The 16,488-nt window shown below is 40.5% G+C and carries 21 protein-coding genes; 7 read left to right on the top strand and 14 right to left on the bottom strand.

From position 1 onward, the window contains the following. Positions 1-366 precede the first annotated feature (366 nt). The 7 genes from C2759_RS02520 to C2759_RS02490 all read right to left on the bottom strand — a co-directional run bounded on the left by C2759_RS02520 (position 367) and on the right by C2759_RS02490 (position 4,754). Positions 367-915: a hypothetical protein gene (locus C2759_RS02520; RefSeq protein WP_215356053.1), complete on the bottom strand. Its 549-nt coding sequence runs from the start codon at positions 913-915 to the stop codon at positions 367-369. Further along, positions 912-2,093, bottom strand: coding sequence for a hypothetical protein (locus tag C2759_RS02515; RefSeq protein ID WP_215356051.1), 1,182 nt, complete (start codon positions 2,091-2,093; stop codon positions 912-914). The genes C2759_RS02520 and C2759_RS02515 overlap by 4 nt, the downstream gene beginning before the upstream one ends. 140 nt (positions 2,094-2,233) lie before the next feature. After that, a complete protein-coding gene (locus C2759_RS02510) occupies positions 2,234-2,575 on the bottom strand; it encodes a hypothetical protein (protein ID WP_215356049.1) in 342 nt (113 codons plus the stop codon). Between the two features lie 4 nt (positions 2,576-2,579). Then, entirely contained in the window at positions 2,580-3,452 is an 873-nt protein-coding gene (locus C2759_RS02505) for a ParA family protein (protein WP_305849435.1), read from the bottom strand. 66 nt (positions 3,453-3,518) lie between these two features. After that, entirely contained in the window at positions 3,519-3,905 is a 387-nt protein-coding gene (locus C2759_RS02500) for a polymer-forming cytoskeletal protein (RefSeq protein ID WP_215356045.1), read from the bottom strand. A gap of 18 nt (positions 3,906-3,923) precedes the next feature. Further along, positions 3,924-4,391, bottom strand: coding sequence for a polymer-forming cytoskeletal protein (locus C2759_RS02495; protein WP_215356043.1), 468 nt, complete (start codon positions 4,389-4,391; stop codon positions 3,924-3,926). A gap of 24 nt (positions 4,392-4,415) precedes the next feature. Beyond that, entirely contained in the window at positions 4,416-4,754 is a 339-nt protein-coding gene (locus C2759_RS02490; protein WP_215306033.1) for a polymer-forming cytoskeletal protein, read from the bottom strand. Between the two features lie 96 nt (positions 4,755-4,850). On the opposite strand from C2759_RS02490, the gene C2759_RS02485 reads away from it, so the two are divergent. Next, positions 4,851-5,342, top strand: a complete 492-nt coding sequence (locus C2759_RS02485; protein WP_215356041.1) for a surface-adhesin E family protein — start codon at positions 4,851-4,853, stop codon at positions 5,340-5,342. A gap of 13 nt (positions 5,343-5,355) precedes the next feature. Here C2759_RS02485 and C2759_RS02480 read toward each other — a convergent pair whose 3' ends face one another. Beyond that, positions 5,356-5,706 (bottom strand): hypothetical protein, encoded by a 351-nt coding sequence (locus C2759_RS02480; RefSeq protein WP_215356039.1) that lies wholly within the window; start codon positions 5,704-5,706, stop codon positions 5,356-5,358. A 109-nt stretch (positions 5,707-5,815) separates the two neighbouring features. Between C2759_RS02480 and C2759_RS02475 the strand changes: the two genes are divergently transcribed. Together C2759_RS02475 and C2759_RS02470 are read left to right on the top strand one after the other, a co-directional pair. Further along, complete coding sequence (locus tag C2759_RS02475) at positions 5,816-6,751, top strand: M23 family metallopeptidase (RefSeq protein WP_215356037.1); 936 nt, start codon at positions 5,816-5,818, stop codon at positions 6,749-6,751. A 162-nt stretch (positions 6,752-6,913) separates the two neighbouring features. Beyond that, positions 6,914-7,336: a FliG C-terminal domain-containing protein gene (locus C2759_RS02470; protein ID WP_215356035.1), complete on the top strand. Its 423-nt coding sequence runs from the start codon at positions 6,914-6,916 to the stop codon at positions 7,334-7,336. Positions 7,337-7,420: 84 nt separating this feature from the next. On the opposite strand, the gene C2759_RS02465 is transcribed toward C2759_RS02470, so the two are convergent. The 5 genes from C2759_RS02465 to C2759_RS02445 form a co-directional block, all read right to left on the bottom strand. Beyond that, positions 7,421-7,687, bottom strand: a complete 267-nt coding sequence (locus C2759_RS02465; RefSeq protein WP_215356034.1) for a hypothetical protein — start codon at positions 7,685-7,687, stop codon at positions 7,421-7,423. Positions 7,688-7,957: 270 nt separating this feature from the next. Then, positions 7,958-8,884, bottom strand: coding sequence for a spermidine synthase (locus C2759_RS02460; RefSeq protein ID WP_215356032.1), 927 nt, complete (start codon positions 8,882-8,884; stop codon positions 7,958-7,960). A 94-nt stretch (positions 8,885-8,978) separates the two neighbouring features. Further along, positions 8,979-9,848 (bottom strand): hypothetical protein, encoded by an 870-nt coding sequence (locus C2759_RS02455; protein WP_215356030.1) that lies wholly within the window; start codon positions 9,846-9,848, stop codon positions 8,979-8,981. A gap of 140 nt (positions 9,849-9,988) precedes the next feature. Then, positions 9,989-10,459 (bottom strand): hypothetical protein, encoded by a 471-nt coding sequence (locus C2759_RS02450; protein ID WP_215356028.1) that lies wholly within the window; start codon positions 10,457-10,459, stop codon positions 9,989-9,991. Between the two features lie 16 nt (positions 10,460-10,475). Beyond that, the gene (locus C2759_RS02445; RefSeq protein ID WP_215356026.1) at positions 10,476-10,712 is read right to left on the bottom strand and encodes a helix-turn-helix domain-containing protein; all 237 of its coding nucleotides are present in this window, start codon (positions 10,710-10,712) and stop codon (positions 10,476-10,478) included. A gap of 83 nt (positions 10,713-10,795) precedes the next feature. Here C2759_RS02445 and C2759_RS02440 point away from each other — a divergent pair, with 83 nt between their 5' ends. Together C2759_RS02440 and C2759_RS02435 are read left to right on the top strand one after the other, a co-directional pair. Continuing rightward, positions 10,796-11,731: a YqaJ viral recombinase family protein gene (locus C2759_RS02440; protein ID WP_215356024.1), complete on the top strand. Its 936-nt coding sequence runs from the start codon at positions 10,796-10,798 to the stop codon at positions 11,729-11,731. 99 nt (positions 11,732-11,830) lie between these two features. Further along, positions 11,831-12,583 carry a recombinase RecT gene (locus C2759_RS02435; protein ID WP_215356022.1) on the top strand — a complete coding sequence of 251 codons (753 nt, stop codon included), beginning with the start codon at positions 11,831-11,833 and terminating at the stop codon, positions 12,581-12,583. Positions 12,584-12,773: 190 nt separating this feature from the next. On the opposite strand, the gene C2759_RS02430 is transcribed toward C2759_RS02435, so the two are convergent. Continuing rightward, on the bottom strand, positions 12,774-13,871 hold the full coding sequence (locus C2759_RS02430; RefSeq protein ID WP_215356020.1) for a DegT/DnrJ/EryC1/StrS aminotransferase family protein: 1,098 nt from the start codon (positions 13,869-13,871) through the stop codon (positions 12,774-12,776). 310 nt (positions 13,872-14,181) lie between these two features. On the opposite strand from C2759_RS02430, the gene C2759_RS02425 reads away from it, so the two are divergent. Further along, positions 14,182-15,228: a Gfo/Idh/MocA family protein gene (locus tag C2759_RS02425; protein WP_215356018.1), complete on the top strand. Its 1,047-nt coding sequence runs from the start codon at positions 14,182-14,184 to the stop codon at positions 15,226-15,228. A 27-nt stretch (positions 15,229-15,255) separates the two neighbouring features. Further along, positions 15,256-16,434 carry an acetyl-CoA carboxylase biotin carboxylase subunit family protein gene (locus C2759_RS02420; RefSeq protein WP_215356016.1) on the top strand — a complete coding sequence of 393 codons (1,179 nt, stop codon included), beginning with the start codon at positions 15,256-15,258 and terminating at the stop codon, positions 16,432-16,434. The last annotated feature ends 54 nt before the right edge of the window (positions 16,435-16,488 follow it).

The raw sequence follows: 16,488 nt of genomic DNA, 5'->3' as shown, positions 1-16,488 counted from the left end.
ATAAAAGCGTTGACTTGTTAGTACTATCCTAGACGCTCTCGCAAGCAAAATAAAGTGATTTTCACAAGGCAAAGTGATTTTCTCGCCTAATGAAATCCTTTTATAAGTAATTGATTTATATCTATTTTATTGACGGGAATAAAGCCGATTGTTATCCCCGCATTAATCTCCAAGCAGATAAATGATTAACTTCATTAGCCTATCGAAAATTTCTCAAAAATAGATAAAGTAAGCATTAGAACTTGTTGATAAATATGGGAATTTATCGTTTTGGGTATTTCAATATAAATAAAAGTAGTGCAAGGAGGCTTACTTATACCCAAATAGTCTGCGTGTAAACGTACATCAAAATCACGGATCTACCTCTTAGACATTAATCATTTCCCAGCTACCTTTTAATTTCACATGAAAGGCATCGGTATAGCGATAAAACTCAATTTCATTAAAGCGTCCATCGGCATTCAAAAGATGGTTAAATAAAGCAGAGATGTTCCACGGCTCCCAATCAAAGCCAGGTTTTTCGGCCCATACCTTGGTACCCTTTTCTTGCTTAACAAACTGACTCATGAAGCCAATCATCGTGGCAACATCTTCGCCATAGGTCACGACTGCGCGCAAATATTTAGGCTCATCTAAAAACTTCATTTGTATAACTAGATAGGGCAAAGCAAAGGCTAAGCATTTGTGTCTTCGCGAGTTGCGAAAATAAACCTGCTTGGTAACTGACCATGGCTGATCTGAGTGATTTAAAGAAAAATCAAAAACCCAAGAAGTATTATAAAAAAAGATGCATTGACGACCAGCTATTTCATTAATGACTTTTTGTAGAGGCGTAGTCTCGCGTAATAATCGTAAGTGCTCTATAGGATGAAGCTTGTCTTCTTTTTTAGATGCTGGATTATCAATATCACTCACTCTTGCCTCTTAAATTGCTCAAAGATGAATGGCGATTTATCACCTACGTCTCTACCAACACGATAGACATAATTCTGATCGTAAATAAAGAAATATTTTCGTAGAAATGGATCGGCCAATACAATCTTTTTAAAATTACCTTGGCCAAGGTTATTCACCAGGACTACAATCTTCTGAGAATCGATTGTAGGGGTTTCAAGCAAAGCTTGCTGAGCCTGCATTCTTGCTAATAACTCAGCCTTATTGGTTGACCCCTCATAAAAAGCTGGGCAGCACTTTACAACGCCCTTTGGACGAACTCCAACCCATAAAAACTCATCGTTGCCATACTTCACTGCAGTAGAAGTAATCGACAGCTTTTGAGTACTGCCCTCTGATGCCCATACCCCAAGCCAGCGCTCATTGATAGCAACAGTTTGAGCAGTAAGTTCGGCAGGAACTGCATCACTACTAGGCGCTTCTGCACTAGCGTTAGGGTTACTAGAATTGGCCTCTACAGGACTCTGAACTTCTGGGGCTTTAGAAAACTCAACAATCTCAGTACTAACTATATTTTGAGAAAGGGCGTAAAACATACCACCTAGAATAATTAAATACAGCAAGGAACCTATCATCATGGGGATGGGCAATGGATTTCTAGATTCTTGCCCGACCGTGAGTGAAGCATTCTCAGGTGATTCGGTGTTAGCAACCTTTGCTAATTCAGAACTAGTTTCAAGGAAACTATCCTTTAAGGAATCCAGGGTAGGAGCTTTATAGCTAGGGTATTGTGGTGGACACTCTAGTGCATGCGCATAAGATAAAGCCTCCTCCAAACTTACAAAGACTGTATCGCGGCATACCAGTTGATTTAAGACCACATTTCTTTCTATCTTGTACTTATTAACCAAATACAAGCGGTATGCACTGGATTGCAAATCTTTGGGTCCAGATAATCTTGCGCTACTTTTCTGGGGCATTGGAAAACAAATCCCCGCAACTAAAAAAGCGAGGCCCACCAGTAATTTAAATTGCACTGGATTTTGTATTTGACTCAGGAAAAATTGCAGCAATCCTTCGCCATCCAATCCAATAACTTGACTTTGGGCTGCAGAGAATAACAAGGTAAGACCGCACAAAGCTGCAATCACCTTCATAGTAATTTGCAAGTAGCGAGAATATATTGGATTGTCGGACACTAAAATTCCTTAATAAATGCAAAGAGAATAAATATTGGACTCAAGGACTCCAAAAAATTTCTACCAGCTAATCTATTTGGTTACTCGCTGTATGATCAAACGAATACCATTATGCCCAAGCCGAAAGCTCTAAAGCAAAGCTAGGATATACGCTTAGGAGGAGTGGTGTCCGCAGCCTGCTGTTGGCCAGACTCTTCCTTTGGGCTAGCCGAGGAATCTGGCTCCTTAGCAGTCTGTTTTGGAGCCTCTACTACCTCTTCCATTCTGACAAAAGTATCTGTTGTGCCAAAGTTATCGACCCAGTGGAAGACTTCCAAAAACTGTTCTTTGGGCATAAAACGCAAAGCAGAGTCATCATAATTTTTATACTCAACATAGCTCACGCCTAACTCATTGGGAGTATAGAGTCGCTTTACGGCAACTCGACGCCCATGCTCATCTTCAAATACATCGTTTCTGTAGGGATCTTTCATGTCTGTCATGAGTTCAATTACCACCCCTCCTCAAGAAAGAGGGCACCAAGCTTCCCTTTTTCGAGCGATATTCTGTTGAGCCTTCATTTTTTAGTTCCGGCACAGGTAGAGTGTTTGCAATACCGCCGTAAAAATTGAGGCCACGTGCTCTTTCACGATAATCATCTAGGACGCTCACTTTTTTCACGATCGCACGATTTAAAGAGTTGCCACTGATCGAAATTGATTTTCTAACAATGTTGCGTTCAATGATTTTTTTAGAAATATACTTTCCAAAAGAAGAAAAATTCGCTGCAATTCTTTGATCAGGGCAGACACATAAAAAATCCTCATACACATAACTGTCAATTTCTGGTGTTCGATAGACAGGCGGCGTGATGTGACAATTCATGAGAAAGTCTAAATTAGTAAAAGTTGCATGAGAAGAGTAGCCCTCTTCCACTTTACTAGGAACGACCAAGATAAATTGTTTGTTTACTGCCAGACGAGACATGCACTGTTGCGCATATTTCAGAATGAAAATTTCAGTACTTGCCATTTCAAATTTAGAATTCGAGCTGGGCACTAAAACCATATCAAAATCTAAGATGAATTGTTCAGACATAGCCGGCGTCCAAGTGAGATCACAAATACAGACCTCAACTCCAGATGAATACTTGCGAACACCCGAGCGAGCGCTTAGAAGAGCCGCCCCACTACTTTCATAATTGACGTCAAGGCAATGGACTTGGACGCCAATATCCGGCGCTTTCTTAGCCCAGCGAGAGGATGATGCCTGAGGATCCATATCAATCAAAGACACTTTGATATTTTCTTGTATCGCAAGGTAGGCTGCTAGATTAACGGCAATCGTGCTCTTACCAACACCACCCTTTTGGTTGGTCACTAGAATTTTGATTGTGCCATTGGTATACATGTTAATTACTCTTTTTTTGCCAACAATGCTAGGTTCCTAATTATCATCATCGTTGATAATTTTAGAAAGGAGTCCACTCAAACGGGCGCCTTGTTCGATACCAATTTGAGCATAAATGATATCTCCATGGACATCTGCACCACTGTGCAATTCCACCCTTTCCGTTGCCAGCACATTGCCTTCTACTCGGCCAGCAACCAACACTCGTACCCCGGAAATATTACCTTGCACTAAACCCGTTTTACCAAGCGCAATACAAACATCCGCGCCCGCTTTCGTTTTAATATCACCAACTATCGTGCCATCGATTCTTAGTGACTTGGTTGCCAACAAACTGCCAATGATTTCTAAGTCAGAACCAATAATTGAGCCGAAAGTTTCTTTAGACGGATCAAGCAGGCGTATGACGGTATTTTGTTTCAAAGCAATATTAGTTGCAGGTTAGTTTTTATTAAATTTGCCGCTAATCTTGCCACCACGTTGAATATGAATATATTTGTAATTGATATTTCCACTCACATGAGCAAGAGGGCCAACATTCAAGTCATCGCAGTTAACATCCCCCTTCAAGTCACCCTTAATTACTAGGTTTTCAGTATTGAGTTCACCATCAACTTGACCAGTGGAATCAATCAAGATAGATTTAGCTGTAACCTTGCCACGTACAGTCCCAGAAATATTCAATACACCATCAGAAACTATCGTACCTTCAAAGACGAAGCCCTCACTCAGAATCGATGGCTTAGTGTTGATGGAAGAGCGAACTGGAGCTTCACTTCGAAAATTTTGCTCGACTGGTTCAGAGTCAACCTCTTCAGGCATATTTGACTGAGAAAAGTTATCGGGCTGCTCTTCCGTATTCTGCTCTGGGTTATTTTGTGAATTGGAATTTTTTGAAAAGATAGACATCGTCGTATGTTCTGCTTAAGATAATTAGGAATGGGGATTGAGATTATGTAATTCACCATGCAAATGGCCACCTTTTTCAATCTCAATTTCAGAATAATTAATGGAGCCACTAACCTTACCAGTGGATCGAATAATCAAACTACGGGTTGAAGAAATATACTCATTTACTTCACCACGAATATCGACCGACTCACCAGACAATTTGCCACGCACGACACCCGTTGCCTCTATGATGACTTGTTTTGCAGTAATCTCACCCTCAACGACTCCTGAAATGGAGGCAATATCTGGAACTTCAAAATTCCCTTTGAGAACCACACCTTCACCTACAAATAGGCAACCTTGTTGATTTGCTTCAGCCATGCTTAACACTCCTTGGGGGCAGTACTTCTATTATTGGTATAAATTGCAACGATTTTATCAGTTGAAACTCCCTGTAAGGGCTTAAACGCACTATATATGAACAATTTAAATATTTCACGCACCGAAATCTACCCTCTTTTTATGACCAAAAAATGGATCTTGATGGTTTTAACGGCTTTTTTACTAAACCCGCTTAATGCCAGCTATGCCGGGTGGAGCTTTATCTCCTCTGATGCACTGGGAAATCACTACTATTACGATGACAGCAAAACTGTCAGGGAAGCCCAAGCAGAGCAAGTCAGCACATGGCTATTAACAAGCTATTCTCAAGCTCTTTCCGGCCCCAATGGAGAGCCCACCCTTTCTGTCATTCAGGATTTATCCTATTTTTGCCGGACTGGCTACGAGAGCTATAAGCAGTTTTATATTGGTTATTACGCAGGTCCGGAGGGCTCTGGCACCAGTTTGGGTGCTGAAAATACCCCGAATTCGCCCTGGGAACGTGTCATTCCGGACACGATGAGTGATGTCTTATTTCAGTTTTTTTGTAAACCAGGTCAGTCTAGCAAGGGCCAAAGCGGCAAGTAGCCGCTGGAACTAATTAAGGCTTCACTTCTGGAGCGGCGTCTGGCTTGTTTTCAGCAGTATTAGCAGGCTTGGAGAAGTAACTCAATGGATAGGTAGTCTCGGCTCCAAATGGTCCCCGAATCCAGATTTGATCGTTATATCTCACGTAGCAACTGCGGCTCACGCTACCTGTAGCGCTGACACTATAGGAAAAAAACCAATTAGGCTCAATCCTGCCCGTTTCGGAGGTACAAGGCTCGGCGGTAATGTACAAAATGTCGCCATGGGCTGGCATTTGGCCAATGATTGCGCCTTGAGCAATTTGATTGCCAAACGAAAAGATGCTAGCTAACAGTATTTTAAATGTGGGGCGTAATAAATTCATAAGAAGCGAATGACAGGGTCGCTGAAAAGTAAACTTATTGGTATTATAGGTTACCTTGCAATGCAGCTTTGTAATTTTTTTAAAAAAATCAAGCACTTATAGAATATCAATGCAATTATTTTGGGTTTCTGGATCGACTGGCTCGATTAAACAAATCAATATCACCAAAAAGAGTGTTTTACGCTTAGTGGCTATTGTCAGCTGTGCTTTTTGCGCCTTTGGGATTTTGATTTTTTATACTGGCATTACCATTGCATTTGAAGTCAACCCTGAGCTGGCTAAAGAAGTTACTGGGGTAGTGACACCTGAAGAGCGCTCAAGACTAGACGGTATGTATCGCCGAGAACTGGCTTCTTACCAAGCGCGCCTCAAGGAGGTAAGTACCACCTTTAATGAGCTTAAAGCCAGTAAAGACCGCTATCTTGCCATCTCAACCCCGAGCACTATTAAAGAGAAGCTCTTAGACCCCGCACACCTTGGTGGCCCTCTAAAACCAGTCAATTTTCAGCTAGATCCCACCAAAGCATTGGTCGATAATCTTGAGGATCTTGCCAACAAGTCCAATGAAATTCTCGATATTGCCACTAAGCTAGAACCCGAATGGCAAAAGCAATATAGTTGGCTAAGATCTCTGCCCATCGGGCCGCCAATTGATGCTAGGCTGGGTATGACTAGTAACTTTGGTGTCCGCATAGATCCTATTACTCAGCAATTGGCGCAGCACTCTGGCATTGACTTTATTACCCCAACGGGTACCCCAATTGTGGCATCGGGTGATGGCACGGTGCTTAAGTCGGCGTTCGATCCAGCGTATGGCAATTTTATTGAAATTGCTCATAACGAAGGCTTTGTTTCTAAGTATGCCCATAACAGCAAACTCTTGGTCAAGGTGGGACAACCAGTAAAGCGTGGTCAAGTAATTGCACAATCGGGCTCTACTGGAAGGTCAACTGGCCCGCACTTACACTATGAAATTCATCAGCATAATACTTATCTGAACCCAGCAAAGATTTTGGTTTACGCCCCACCCTCAAAATATTGGTAAGCACTCAAAAACCTAATAATTTCGATTGATCCACCATGTTTACTTTGATGCCATGGGTCATTAGTTGTCCTGTCTTGGGGATCCACAAGTTCTCCTCTGTAAACCGTTTTACTCAAAACGTCCAATCTCCCAAATCCTTTTCCTAAAGCGCAAGTAGCACTCATGACCATCAAGAATGCCGCAGACATTTTGGCTCACCTTCATCAAGGGCAAGTGGATCTTGGAGTAAAACGTGTTAAGACTCATGATGCGCAAATCGCTCAAGCTATTTTGGATCGACTCTTTAGTTTTGAAGACTTACTGTTTTTATCTGACCTAGATATGCAAACTCTTCTACTGAAGATTTCCGATAAGCCCCTGGTCATTTGTTTAAAAAATGTTAGCAAGCCCCTGGGCATCAAAATACTGGCTGCCATGACCAAGGCTAGGGCAAGAAGTATCGGGGAAGATTTACAAAACAGTGAAAAGCTCAGAGTGTCAGAAATCGAAGCAGTTCAGTTAGAGGTGTTGAAAGTAGCTTACGAATTACACCAAACTCAAAAAATCACTCTGCGTAAATCTGCTGTGGATGAGAAATACATTTAAATAGTCATGGGCATTGCAAAACATTGTCAGGCATTTCTTAATAAGGCTGACTATTGCCAATATAAATACATTACCAGAAACAAGTTAGCGATTAACGCCCGCTTCTTTCATGGCCAAGGCATGCGCTCTGCGCTCAGCAATTTTTTGTGTCGTTTTTTCGATCTCGTGATTGTGCAACAGGACTTCATGCAATCTGCGATAGAGGAACTCCAAAGCGATAGCAATAGCAATCAACACAAAAAAAGTGATCCACTTGTCATAAATCAGGCAAAGATCGGCAGCAGTTAAGCCTGCCAAAGCTTTTAGGCGAATCGCAGTGGTTTCAGGAAAATGTACCGATAGGATGCTCATGATCAAGTAAATATATTTATCGATATAAGAAATGTAGCAAAAAGTTATTACTAAATAAAGTCGCACTGCACAAAAACAGAGTTTCTTTAAGCTGTATGCTCTTCTAGCCTATTTTGGGCCCAATATGTGTTTACGGCATCGCAAGGATTTTTGTTAAGAAACCATAATCATTATGGGGTCTATAGACAATACTGAAAAATGAAGTGCTCATGCAAGTTATCCCTGCAAACCTTGGCCAAAACGGCGCCACGACTGCTCAAAACTCCATTTTTATAGATCATCATCAAGCAGTACCGGGTTTTCCTGTAGATCGATTAACTTAATCAATCCAGGTAGTAACACTTGGCTTAAATCAAACGGTAAGCGCTTTTGCGCGCTGATCTGCTCAGCGCGCTGCACAATACTGTTCAAGGGTAGCCCCCTTAGTTGTGGCAGCGCAATCACAATCTTGTTACCGGCCGTAGGGACTCTTAAGGTATACACCTCATGAAAGGCCTCTTGATAGGTGCGCAGCATGGATCTATAGAGCGGATTGACTTTGGGAGTGCTCCATATATTGGCTACAATAGCGCCAGAGGGCTTGAGCGCTTTTTTGAGTGAGAGCAAAAAATCTTTCGTTGCTAAATGCTTGGGGATCCCTGCTGCCGTATAGGCATCTAAAAAGATCAGATCATACGGCTTTTGGACATGTTCAATAAATGCTCGGCCGTCTTGTGCATACGCATGGAGCAAGTCATCTTCAAAAAAATTAAAATACTGCTTAGCTAAGCCAATAATTTGTGGATCGATATCGATCACATCAATTTGCGCATCTGAGTAATGTTTACGTAAAAACATCGGGATGTTGCCAGCGCCAACTCCTAACACCAAAATGCGATCGAGCTGCTCGGTAAAAGCCAGGCCAATCATAGCTGATTTTGCATAGGGCAAACCCAAGTGATCCAGGTCGCCCATTTTGACCACGCTTTGACGAGTTCCCTGTTTTCCAAAGCGCAGGGTACGAATCCCGCCAAGGTCTTGAGTCACCTTCGTTGAGCCAGACATGGTTTGGCCCTCAAACAGCAAACCTTCTTTTAAAATGACTTGTTTTAACCCTGCAACAGGAATCACTTTAAATAGTGCTGTCTTAATTTTAGCGAGCATGACTAAGTGGTGGTGGTGAGGGGAGTCGGTAAATGCATGTTTAATATTAAACAAATGGTGGGGTCAATTTTTACTAAGAATTTGATTTTATTGGGAAAACTGCCATTTCGTTTTGCAAAATGGCAGTTTTCTCCTTTGCACTGCTTACTTACGCTTCTAGCTGATCTTGGGCAGATTCACCCTCATCGACTGTATCAAATTGTGGCGACTGTAAAACCTGAACCGCCTTTGCCTCATATTGATCAATGATGGCCAATCCATGGATACCTTTCAGAATACGATTTTGAAAGCTGGTGGCATAGCGATTGGTTTTGTCTAGATCCATGACGTCTAACACTTGTGATGCCCGAATGCCGGCAATGATGATTTCAAAACGCTCAGCATCTTGCGCCCAAATTAGATGAAAGCGGTATTTTTCATCAATTTCTTTGATCAACTCGCTAAGATTGAGTAACGGCGTGGTTTGGCGATAGCGCTGACCTAGCACAGTAGAAAATACCGTACCTTGCTTTTGATGTTCCATCACATAGCTATAGAGCGCTGGAAACTGCTGCGCAATTTGGGCACTCAATTGATCGCTGTAATGGGTTTTTAAAGCGTGTGCTTCAAGCCAGGCACGATACACTTTTTGCGCAAACACTTTTTCACCACTATCATCTTCCTTAAAATACCAAGTAGGCAATGACATTGAATACACTGGATTTAAACCCGCTTGGTTCACAAAGTCTCGGGTGATATCTAAAGACTGCATCCGCCCTTCTATTTTTTGACGAATCGCAATCATCATCCGCTCAGAGCCTAAGACCGCCTCTTCAACACTCCTTAGTAAAATCTGACGACTAGGATCAAAGGCATGCCACTGCTCGCACAGCCTTTCAAACGCAGCTTGGCGCTCTTTAGGATTTTCTGATGCCAGATACCCCCTACTAAAGATAGACCCCTTTTGGGCATTTTTTGAAGCAATCTTTTTGCCAGCCAAGGATTTGGGTCCGGCTTTTTTTGTAGCTAATTTACTCATAACAAACTCCATCAATGATTGGAAATGGATTACTCACCATGAGTAATCCATCCAGCCCTTATCCTGGAGTGCAATGTAGGGGCTTTACCCCCCGTTAAATCGCTTCAATTACTTTACTTTAATGACGTTAATGGAGTCACTTAAATCACCTTACCCCGCACCACCTCAAACCCAGAGCTGATGAAGAGTTTTTTACGATAGGAGCGAAACTCTTCTAGGTGATCCTCGACTTTGCCAATATGAAGACGATGCAAGATAAAGTCAGCGAAGATCACAAATTGAGTAGCCGATCCTCCTTTGTTATTGATCTTAGGGTACTCACCAAAACCGATCATCCAAGCACGAAATAAGGCAGAAAATACATAGGCTCGTAATAGGGAATCGTCTTGGCGACCCCGAAGTCGGGACTTCATCACTAACACGCCTAAGACTTGCTTGGGAGATTTTGATTGAGAGGGGCGTTTTTGGCGGTGATTGCGAATGGCTCGGCAGTAGCGAACTGTCCTAACCAGCAGATCTTCTATCCCACGTCTTTTGCCATAAGGGAAATTGACGGCGGCAATATCGCTGCGTAGCTCCAAGCGAATATTTTTGGGTTTAGCTAGCGCCATCTTACAAGGCGTTAGATTAGGTTGCTTTCCAGCGCACCCCAGCGCCATTTTCGGGGGTGCCGATAAATTCAATGCCAGCTTTTTCAAAGGCCTCTTTTATTGCCTCAAGAGTTTTAAATTGAGCGCCAGGGATACCATTGGCTGACTCAAGTCTTTGCATGGAAGAAAAACCAACCCCAGATTTTTGAGCTAAATCCGTTCTAGTCCACTCCAGCATGCCTCTAGCCGCACGAATTTGAGCGCTTGTAATCAATTTAAAATGACCTTATAATGAGTCATTATGAACTATTAATAGTTTATAATATTCTACTAATAATACTTAAGGACCTTAAATAAATGCTTATTAATCAAGATTTTAGCGTAGATCGTACGAAATACATAGGTGGCTCGGATATCGGGGCTATTTTGGGTTTATCCAAGTTTCGTAGCCCATTAGAGGTTTGGATGGAAAAAACTGGTAAAGAAATCAAACAAAAAGATTCCCTGCCCCTGCGCTTTGGATCCTTTGCCGAAGAGTTTGTGGCATCGGAATATGCCCGTTCTACTGGTTTTGAGCTTTTGCATGATCAATCTGCATTTATCCATCCAATACACCCCATGTTCTGCGCACATTTAGATAGGCTAGTTCTGGGTGATGGTCTCAATTGTGCGCCAACCAAGATTTTAGAGTGCAAAACTGCCAATCCATTTACAAGTGGTGACTGGGGCGAAATCGGATCAGATGAAGTGCCTATGACTTACCTATGTCAAGTCGCTTGGTATCAAGCTATCACTAGCATTGGTCAAGCCGATCTTGCGGTTCTCTTTGGTAATAATGACTTTCGAATTTATGCAATTGCTAGAGATCTAGAGCTAGAAGAACTTATTGTGCAAAAAGCGCTGCACTTTTGGAATGAATATGTTTTAAAAGATATTCCACCACCATTACAAAATGAAGCCGATTGCCACACGCGCTTTAGTAAGGGTAATGGCGCTAAGAGCGTAGAGGCAAGACTAGAGACCATCGATTTAGCTAAACGTCTGCATCATCTCAATAGCGAGATCGATGTTCGGGAAGAAGAGATCTCTTTGATTAAACAACACTTCATGAACCAAATGCAAGAGGCTGAAACGCTCACTTATCAAGGCAAGATCATAGCCACCTGGAGAGCGCCAAAACTTTCTTTTAGATTAGATAGCAAACAATTAGAGCTTGATCACCCGACTCTAGCGATCAACTACAAAATCCCCGTACAAAACAGTAGGCGCCTAGTAGTCAAGCCACTGAGCTAAGCAACAGAGCAAACTAAATAAACCTACTAACTGAACCAAGTAACTGAACCAAGTAACTAAGTTTAATTACCAGATTAATATTATAAAAGGAGATCGGTCATGAAAAATGCACTCGATAAGAGCAATAAATCTACCAAACTCAATAAAATTAATACACGCACAGAGGCTTTAAAAAGCATTCTAGAAAAACAAGAAAATGTCTCTGCAGTTAGAAGTAGCCATCAAACTATCTCCCTGGCTGATATTGCAGAAGATCTCATTGCAAACCCGATAGAGCCCTCTAAGCCTGTGAGTATTACTAGAGTCATTAACATTCATGCTGGCAAATTGGATCAAAATATAAACAGTGGAGTGCCCATTACCCAGTCAATTGCACTCTTTCATAGCTTGATTGAAAAAGAATTGGCCAAAGCTGCAAATCAATTGGATATTGATGAGAAAGAGCTGCAAGCTTGGATTGATCTACAAATTGAAGTGCCAGCCAAAAGCATATTGGCTCTACTGAGATCCATACAAAGCTTGCATTTAGATCCACTGAGTGAAGAGATAGGCTTAACCCAATATGAGGATGGTCATTGGCAAGTATTCATTACGATTGAGGGATGCTCCAAATTACTAAATCAACATCCCCAATTTAGTGGCTTACTCTTTCATCAAGCCGATACCTTAATTGATGGTGTCCCAGAATGGATTGAGTGCTCTATTTATAGACGAGATCGGACAATTCCCACGACAGTTAGGGAATACCTTATGGAAGTGCGGGGCGCAAATGCCATTTGGCAAAAGATGCCCAGAAGGATGCTGCGGCATAAAGCTTTGCAGCAGTGTGTAAGGCTAGCAATTTCACAGTAAATGGAAAATAAATTTTAAAATCGAGCGATATAAGATTTAAGTCTCGGTGAGTCAGTAAATAAAATCAATTGTACAGGGCAGAATCGCCATGACAACGTCAATTGATTGTCAAAGTACGTATTAGTGATCCACGCACCTTGCAATAACTAAAAAACATGTATAAAAATTCGATTCATAAAAAATAGCCGACCTATAGTCTGAGAAGATCACAGATTCTACTCACAGTTTCCAACTCAAGATCTGGGTAGATAGGCAAACAAATAATTTGTTCAGAAATTCTCTTAGCATGCGATAGATTTTCTAGACTTGATGACGCCAAACCTCTATACATCGGAAATTCAGAGATAAGAGGGTAAAAGTATTTTCTTGGAACTATATTGTTCGAGACAAGTTTATCAAATACTTCATCTCTTGATAGAGCATTTTCTTCAGTAATTAAAATTGGGAAATATGCAAAGTTACTTTTCTTTTCTTTTCTTTCTAGGATCCTAATTCCTTTTATATTAGATAAATTTTCCCTATATAAACTATCAATTATTTTTCTTTTGGCAATTAATTCATCAAAATATTCTAACTGAAGTAAACCAAGAGCAGAACAAAATTCATTCATTTTTCCATTGATGCCTGGGGCAACAACAGTTGTTTCGTCGACGAATCCGAAATTTTTTAAATGATCAATACGTATTTTTGTTTTTAAATCTTGAGATATGATAGCTCCGCCCTCAAAGGTATTAAATACTTTTGTGGCATGAAAACTCATAATAGTTAAGTCCCCATGGTTTAAAACGCTACCACAATCACAATCAACACCGAAGGCATGCGCCGCATCATAAATAACTTTCAAGTTGTAGTTGTCAGCAATTTTCTGGATACGCTCTGTATCGCATGGATTACCGTAACAATGAACTGCAAGAATAGCGGTTGTTTGGGGGGTAATTGCCGACTCTATTTTGCCAGGATCAATATTAAATGTATTGGGATCTACATCAACAAAAATTGGTTTTATCCCGTTCCAAAGCAAAGCATGCGAAGTTGCTACAAATGAATAGGGGGTTGTAATAACTTCCCCCGTTATTCTCAATGCTTGTAATGCAGTAATAAGCGCAATGGTGCCATTAGTAAATAATGAAATGTTTTCAATATTTAAGAATTTTATTAATTCGGTCTCTAATTTTTGATGAAATGGTCCGCCATTTGTCAATACTTTACTGTCCCAAATTTTCTCTAAGTATGGAATAAATTTTTCAATTGGCGGTAAGGAGGGTTGGGTAACAAAGGTTTTTTTCATTGGTTTTAATTTAGACAGAGTTTTTTAAACTGCTTCAAGAATACAAGTATTTTCCTATCATCAACAGAATACATTTCTCTGAAATAGTAGCGAAATTTCTTGCTTCTCAAGTTAATAAGCACTAGCCTATCAAAAACCTTCTTTCTACATTATGAAATGCTAACTTATTCTAGAGGGAAAGGGGTAAATCATAATAAGTCCAAAACTCTGTGTGGGATCGAATTGTAAGATTAGTCTATTTTCCCACTATTAGAATTAAGGGAAAAATTCTATTTGCTTTAAATAATTGTAAGCTTGGGGGTTTGGAACAATGGATAAGATAAAGCTAGTTGTTGTTGGGCCGGGTTTGATAGGAAAGAAACATATAGATCTTATTCTTGCACATCCTCGTTGTGAGCTCGCAGCAATTGTTGCGCCAAAAACAGATGAGAATTTAGACATTGCCAGAGAATTAAATGTCGATGTATATAGTGACCTTGACGCTGTATTCAAAGCAGCAAATATAGATGGGGTGATTATTTCGTCCCCCAACATATTCCATGTTCAGCAGGCAGCTAAATGTATTTTGAATAATATACCCGTATTGGTAGAAAAACCAATTGCTCATACCTACGAGGAAGGTTTGATGCTCATGAATCTTGTAGATACGCATAAAGCCAAACTATTGGTTGGACACCACCGAACTTACAGCTCTATTATCAAGACAGCACAAAAAATTATTCAAGACGGCCGACTAGGATCAATTGTGTCAGTAATGGGTAGTGCATTGTTTTATAAACCAGATCAGTACTTCCTTGATGGCCCTTGGAGATCTCAGCCGGGCGGAGGCCCAATACTGATTAATTTAATCCATGAAATTGGAAATTTGAGAGCTCTTTGCGGTGAAATCTCTTCGGTTCAAGCTATGGCCTCAAATAAAATCAGAAGTTACCCTGTTGAAGATACTGTAGCTGTCAATTTTTGCTTTGAAAGCGGTGCTCTAGGAGTATTTTTACTCTCAGATACTGCTTCATCGGCTAGAAGTTGGGAACAAACGGCAGGAGAGAATCCTGCTTACCCAAGATATGAAGACGAAGATTGCTATACCGTAAGCGGAACAAATGGCTCCCTAGCTATCCCGTCTATGCGCCTGAAATATTTCAGCAACGATGAGGAGAGGTCTTGGTGGAAACCATTCAAACAGGAACAAATAGTCTATAGGCAATGTGACCCCATTTGGGAGCAATTAAATCACTTTATTAAAGTCATTGAAGGATTGGAAGAACCTAGAGTCACCGCTTTTGATGGACTACAAAATTTAAAAATTATTGAAGCAATATATAAATCTGCAGAATTAGGAAAGTTAATTTCAATTTAGAAAAATTATTAAGTTGGTATTGAAAAAATGGATAAAAAAACATATCAGAAATCAGTTCTACTTTGCGATGCTAGTTTCAGTGCAATACCTCTCTTGAATGCTTTGCAAGCTAAAGGTTTTTATGTCGCAGTATGTGGATCTCGGCCTGAAGATCCATGCCATTCTTTGGCAGATAAATCATATACTTTTGATTACGCTAACACTAAAAAATTACAAAAAATTGTTAAGGATAATAATTTCAATTATTTGATACCAGGCTGTACGGATATTTCCTACAAATCGTGTGCTTGGGTTGCAAGGAACTTAGGATTACCAGGATATGACAATGAGCTTGCTGTTAGGGTGATTAATAATAAGGATGAATATCGAAAGCTTGGCAAGGATCAGAACTATCCTATCCCCGCATACGAGACAGAGTCTAAAAATTTTAAGAATTTAAATTTTCCTGCCCTGCTTAAGCCCATTAATTCATATAGCGGTAGAGGAATTTTACGTTTTGAAAATTACTCCCAATTAAGAAACTTTTTAGATAGCGCTCAAAATTTGCTTCCACAAGATCAGTCTTTGCTGGAAGAATTTTTAACAGGGCAGTTATACAGTCATTCAGCCTTTTTAGAGGCGGGGAAAATCAAAACTGATTTTTTTGTTAATGAGTACTGCACCGTTTATCCCTATCAAGTTAATAGCTCACATTTGAGCATCAAATTGCCCCTTCAAGTTAAGAACAAAATGCGGAGTTGGCTTAAGCGCTTTGCGAAAGACTTAAATTTGGTTAATGGTCTACTGCATACGCAATTTATATTTGATGGAATAGCAATTTATTTAATTGAAAGTTGTCGCAGATGCCCCGGGGATTTGTATAGCCTGTTAATCCATAAATCAACCGGCATTGACTATGCGGACCTCTACGTGAGTCCATTCATTAATTTGCCATATGGAGATATTGTTAGCATTACTCCAAAATACTATTCTCGTCATACCTTAAGCATTAATCGAGATGTTATATTTTTATCAGCGGCTATGCAGATTTCAAACCAAAATATAAGTTATGTACCCCTTAAAAAGACAGGAGAACTTTTGCGCGCTGCCCCAATTGATCGTGCGGGAATATTTTTTATAGAGCACTCTGATACCCGTACGATGCAAGATCTCACAAGAAATTTATATAAATTTGCCAAGCTTGAGACACTTGAAATAGTAAGTTAATCTTAACGAATTTATCGATGAAAGATTTATAGCAAAATCAGTATCTAAAGTGCA

The sequence above is a fragment of the Polynucleobacter sp. MG-Unter2-18 genome (genome assembly GCF_018687675.1).
In the GTDB taxonomy this organism is placed as follows: Bacteria; Pseudomonadota; Gammaproteobacteria; order Burkholderiales; family Burkholderiaceae; genus Polynucleobacter.
Note: the sequence above shows the minus strand (reverse complement) of the source record. Positions and strands in the feature narration are given on the sequence as shown.